Below are 5454 nucleotides of genomic sequence, written 5' to 3'. Positions count from 1 at the left end.
GGCCGCGCCGCGGTTCGCTGCAGCCGTGTGTGCGCAGATGGGCCGTCTGGAAATGGGCGGCGCCGAGCTCGTGTGCGACCTTGCGCCGCTCGAGCGCGAGCAGTGGACGAAGGCGGGTTCGCAGGCGGTGGAGTTCCTGTTCCGGCCCGGTGCCGGGATGCAGGCGCGCCCGCTCGCGCGCATCGCGTCGGGCGGCGAGGTGAGCCGCGTCATGCTGGCCGTGAAGGTGGTGCTGGGCGAGGCCGACGAGGTGGACACGCTCGTGTTCGACGAGGTGGACGCCGGTGTGGGCGGCTCGACCGCCGTGGCGCTGGCCGACGTGCTCGCCGACCTCGCGCGCACGCACCAGGTGATCGTCGTCACGCACCTCGCGCAGGTGGCCGTCCGGGGCGAGGTGCACTACGTGGTGCGGAAAACGGCGGGCGAGCGCGCCATGCCCGAGACCGACCTGCGTCGCCTCCCCGATGGCGAGCGCCCCGCCGAGATCGCCCGCATGCTGTCAGGCGACGCCACCGAGACGTCGCTCGCCCACGCCCGCGAGATGCTGGAGCGAGCCGCCGATTAGCCAACGTTTACCTGCGGCGCCCGGAAACCGCGGCAGCATGCCCGATTTGCCATATTGTGCAACCCCTGCTTCTCACCCTGGCGAAGATAATGAACCGAGGATTATCGAATCGGGGAAGAGAGAGTCGTATGGAAGCAGAGAGGTTGCGCGGAAAGCGCCCCTGCAAGGCACTGTCTTGGTGCTTGGCGTTGGTGTTGTGCGCCCAGATGCTCGGGACGAGCGCGATGCAGGCATTCGCAGACGAGGTGGTTTACACGGCCGTGCTTGCGAGCGAGAGCTTGGGCAAGAACTTGGTGTACGACGACGTGTACGGCGTCAAGACCACCGGGATCGCTTTGATGGTGAAGCGGGGCTCGGTCACGGACGGATCGGGCAATGCGAGCGAGGGCGTCACGCAGGTTGACACGGTGAACAGCTCGGGCACGGTGCTGGCGTCGTTCGGCTTGGGCGATGTGCCCTCTTCGGAAACCAACAAAGCACACTGCATCGAAGTTGCCATGGCGAGCATGCAGCAGCTCATGACGGACGAGTTCTCGTTTAGCGCTGCGCCGAAGAATGTGAACGACAAGGTGAAGTACGGCTTCGTTTCGAACGATGGAGCCGAGGTCGCCTCGGCCCGCTACGACAAATTCGTCAAGAGGGCGAGCGCCGAGCCCCTGGTGGCGGCCGTTGACCTCGACGGTTCTGTTGTGGACGTCTACGATGGGGAAGGTGTCAAAAGGACATCGGTTCCCATGCCCGAAGATTGGTCCAAGGGTTGGTCCGAAGAGGGTCCGAGCGTATCCATCTGGTTCGCGTATGACGAGACGCGTTCGCTTACGCTCAATATATCCGGTTATGACGCCAACAACGTTCGCGTCTCAAAGGAGTACGTATGGGATTCGGCAAGCAACTCGTTCGTTGCCAAGGGGGACACTCCATCCGTCGGGGAGACCGAACGCGAGTGGAGCTTGCCCGACGGCGGCAAGGTTACGATAACCAAAGTCGAGGGACAGGATGCGTACCGGTGCGTGACGCCGAAGAAGCCGGAAGGCTTCATCATGAGCGGTGTTGCGTCTCTTTGGAATTTCGAAGCGTTCTCGGAAGCTGAGTTGATCCAATACAAATCTGGTGGCACGCGGATATGGGATTTCACGGGTGTTCAGCCGGCGGAGTTTCAGGGCGTGACAATCGAAAGCTCTATGGGCAACGGCCGCTTTCTGTGCTACCAGAACTCCACGGATGGCCAGGGGTATTTCACGCAGTATTCCATACGGCTGGCAGACGGAACTTCGGTGAAGGTTCTCCCGGGTACAAGAGGATACTAGGGCACCTTTCGTTTGCACAACTGAGAGCAATGGCAATTGCATTATCCTCGACTTTGCGGGCGAGGAAGTGAAAACGATATCTCCCACGACAGCGGCGGGGACGGTTTCCCTCAACTCCTCGGGCCTGGAAGGCGCGTTGGTTGCGACCGAAACGGTGTACGATGGTGGGTATACCCAAAAAGCCCTTGTTGCCTATGACAAGGGGGAATGGATCGATTCTCCCGAAAAGGCAATGGAGTACGCTCGGGCTTACCGGACGATCTTGGCCGACGGGACAGTGGTCTACCGGATAGCTGTGTACGACCAAGAGGACGGAACGGTCTATCCCAAGGCCACCCCTGCTTATTATCGGTACGTCGACCGTGATCTGAACGAGCTCTCGCGGTCTGCTTACACCGAGTGGATAACGTGGCAGCAAACCAAGCGCACGCTCGGTGACGGCACGGTGATGACCTACACCGCTAACGACGCCGGAAAATATGGTGCGGTCGATGCCGAGGGAGAGGCGTTGATTCCGTTCGAGTACGACGCGTATTACGATTGCGGCGACCACGAGTCCCTCATCCTTTTGAAGAAGGGCGACGCGTGGGAGTTCTTCGACACGAGCACCATCGACACGAAGAAGGAGCCTGTGCCTGCCATGTCGGTGACCATCTCCGGCGCTCCCGAGCAGCTGGCGGTGGGCGCGACCGCGCAGCTGACGGCCGCGGTCGAGCCTGCGAACTCCACCGACAAGGTGATGTGGGCGACTTCAGACGACAAGGTGCTCACGGTCGATGCGTCCGGCAAGGTTACGGCCATTGCCAACGGCAAGGCGACCGTCACCGCCACGGCGGGCGATAGGTCGGCCTTGGTCGAGATAGCGGTGACAACCCCCGCCACGTCCGTGACCATTTCCGGCGCTCCCGAGAAGCCGCTCAACGTGGGCGGCACTGCCCAGCTGACGGCCACGGTGCAGTCTGAAAGCTCTACCGACAAAGTGGAGTGGGCTTCCTCCAGCGAGAACGTGCTCACGGTCGATGCCGACGGCCTGGTGACGGCGCTCGCCAACGGCGAAGCCACGATCACCGCCACGGCGGGCGAGCAGACCGCTTCGGTCGCCATTACCGTGGTGACGCCTGCCGCTGGCATCGAGCTGGACGCTGAAGCCCTCACGCTCTATGTGGGCGACGAGCCGTCGCAGCTCGAGGCCACGGTGCTTCCCGCGACTGCTTCCGACAAGGGCGTCGCCTGGACGTCCTCCAACAGTGACGTGGCCATGGTCGACGACAACGGCGCGGTGACCCCGGTCGGCGTGGGAACGTGCACCGTTACGGCTACCACACTGGATGGCGGACTCACGGCCGAGTGCGCGGTGACCGTGGGCGAGCACGTGGCGGGCGTCGCGCTTGACAAGAGCGAGGTGTCGATCGTGGGCGTCGGTACGACGCAGCTCGTGGCGACCGTTTCTCCCGCCGGGGCGCTCGACAAGTCTGTCGCGTGGTCTGCCAGCGACAAGTCCGTGGCCACGGTCAACGAAAACGGCCTGGTGACGGCTGTGGGCAAGGGAACGGCCGTCATCACGGCAACCTCCCTCGAAGACGAGCAGCAGTCTGCCTCCTGCACGGTCACGGTGAGCAACCCGGTGACGGGCTTCGACCTCTCCGCTGCGAGTGTCGCGCTTGTGAAGGGCGACGCGCAAACCGTGAACGTTGCCGCTTTCGGCGCCTTGTCCGGCGCAGTCGACGACTACGACCTGACGTTCTCCGTGGAGGGCAAGGGCTCGCTCTCGAACGGCGTGTGGAGCGACGCTTCCGGCAACGCCGTGTTCAGCGTCGCGGCCAGCGAGGGTGGCAATTACGCGATCGCTGCGCTTGGCACGGGCAAGGGCACCCTCGTGTTCGAGGCGCAGCAGGAGTCTTCCACCGTGAAGGGCGTCGTCGCGGTTTCGGTGACCAATCCCGCGAAGGCGATCGCGTTGGATGTGACGAGCAAGCAGCTTACTGTGGGCGACGAGCCTTTCACGTTGACGGCGACCGTCGATCCGCTTGACGCCGATGAGGCTGGCAGCATCGCGTGGTCTACCTCGAACTCTGCGGTGGCTACGGTCGACGGCGGCAAGGTGACGCCGCTCGGCGTGGGCTCGGCCACCATCACGGCGAAGGTCGGCGACGTGTCGGCGACTTGCGAGGTGGCGGCGGCTGCCAAGGAGATCGCCGCGACCGAGGGCGACTCCGCGTATCAGGCATCCGTCGAGGTGTCCAGCCCTGCTGCTGCCGAGCAGCTTGACAAGATCGCGCAGGGCAACGGCGGCTCCCTGTCGTTGGCGGTGCAGGGCGCGCAGGATCTGACGGAGAGCGCGCAGCAAACCATCACTTCGCTCCAAGGCGGGCAAACGAAAGTTGCCGAGATCCTTGACGTGTCGCTGCGCAACGCCGATGGCGGGGAAGTGGCGGTCAGCTTGGAGGACGGAACGATGACGGTGCGCCTGCGGATGACCGATGCCATGCGCGCGCTCGACCCGAAGACGCTTGAGGTCAGCCACGTTGCCGACAACGGCGCGATCGAGAAGAAGCCCACATGGGTGGATGGCGACGACCTGTGCTTTGCCACCGAGCACTTCAGCACCTACGTGGTGACGGGCAGCGAGCGGCAGACGTCGGGCGGCGAGATCGGCGGCGGGTCGGCTGGCGGCTCCGGGACCGTTCTCCCCGGAGGCGGTGGCTCCGGTCAGGATGAGGTCGTGAAGCCCCTGCTCGCTCCCACCGGCGACACGCTGGCGCTTCCGATGGCGCTGGCTGGCTGCGCGATTGCCGCGGCGCTGGTTTGCCTGGCGTTCGTGCGCGGCGGACGCAGGGTGAAGTAGAGCCTCTCCTCGATGGCTCGCAAGAACCAGGTGACGGACAGCCCGTCGAACGTACCCCTTCCTTGGGAGGGGGCGGCGTTCGTCGGGCTGCTCGGCGTTCTGGTGCTGTGGCAAGGAGGCTATTACGCCGCAGCCTCATGCGTCGTCGGCCTGCTGGCGGCGGGGTGCGCGGCATTTTCGGCGATCGTCTCGGCCCGTGCGCGTGGCAGACGCGACGGGAGCATCGCGATTCCCCTGCTGATCGCGGGTGTAGGGGCGTGCAGCCTGGCTAGCAGCGCCGTCCATGGCCTCACGCTGACGGGAGTCGCCGAGTCGGCCCCTTGGTTCGCCGTGGCGGCGCTGACGTTCCTGCACGCGGTGCTGCCCGATGCGGCGCGGGCGAGAACGATGCGCGCCGTCGTTTGGCTCGGGGTTGCCATCGCCGTGCTGGGGCTCGCCTTGATGTCGATGCCGGGCGGCGTCGAGGGGGCGGTCAACGCCGGACGGCTGCAGTTCCCCTTCCAGTACGCCAACACGTCGGGAACGTTCTTCGCGGCCTGCGCCCTGCTGGCGCTCGGGTCCGAAAGCGCGCGTCTGCGAAGGGCGGCCTCCTTCCCGTTGGCGGCGCTGCTGTTCACGCAGTCGGCGGGGGCCTGCGGGCTGTTCGCGTGCGCTCTCGTCGCTCTCTGCGCATGCCGATGGCGCGAGGGCGCGTTCGTGCATGTGGCGGAGGCGGCGGCGCTGACGGCGTGCGCGGC

General features: G+C 65.2%; 3 protein-coding genes and 1 pseudogene. All 4 read left to right on the top strand.

Annotated elements, in window-relative coordinates:
* Nucleotides 1-565, top strand: a pseudogene (locus GPA_RS09440) (DNA repair protein RecN); the annotation flags it as partial.
* A gap of 224 nt (nucleotides 566-789) precedes the next feature.
* Entirely contained in the window at nucleotides 790-1872 is a 1083-nt protein-coding gene (locus tag GPA_RS09435) for a hypothetical protein (RefSeq protein ID WP_231847618.1), read from the top strand.
* A gap of 67 nt (nucleotides 1873-1939) precedes the next feature.
* A complete protein-coding gene (locus GPA_RS16830; RefSeq protein ID WP_231847617.1) occupies nucleotides 1940-4717 on the top strand; it encodes an Ig-like domain-containing protein in 2778 nt (925 codons plus the stop codon).
* Between the two features lie 12 nt (nucleotides 4718-4729).
* Nucleotides 4730-5454 (top strand): hypothetical protein (locus GPA_RS19155; RefSeq protein WP_041239400.1); only part of this gene is annotated, 725 nt, incomplete at its 3' end.

Origin of the sequence: Gordonibacter pamelaeae 7-10-1-b (assembly GCF_000210055.1) — a bacterium.
GTDB lineage: Bacteria > Actinomycetota > Coriobacteriia > Coriobacteriales > Eggerthellaceae > Gordonibacter > Gordonibacter pamelaeae.
This window is presented reverse-complemented; position numbering and strand designations above follow the sequence as displayed.

What these genes read in the sequence shown, in the direction of transcription:
- GPA_RS09435 (WP_231847618.1), top strand. Translation starts at nt 790, where the DNA reads ATGCAGGCATTCGCAGACGAGGTGGTTTACACGGCCGTGCTTGCGAGC.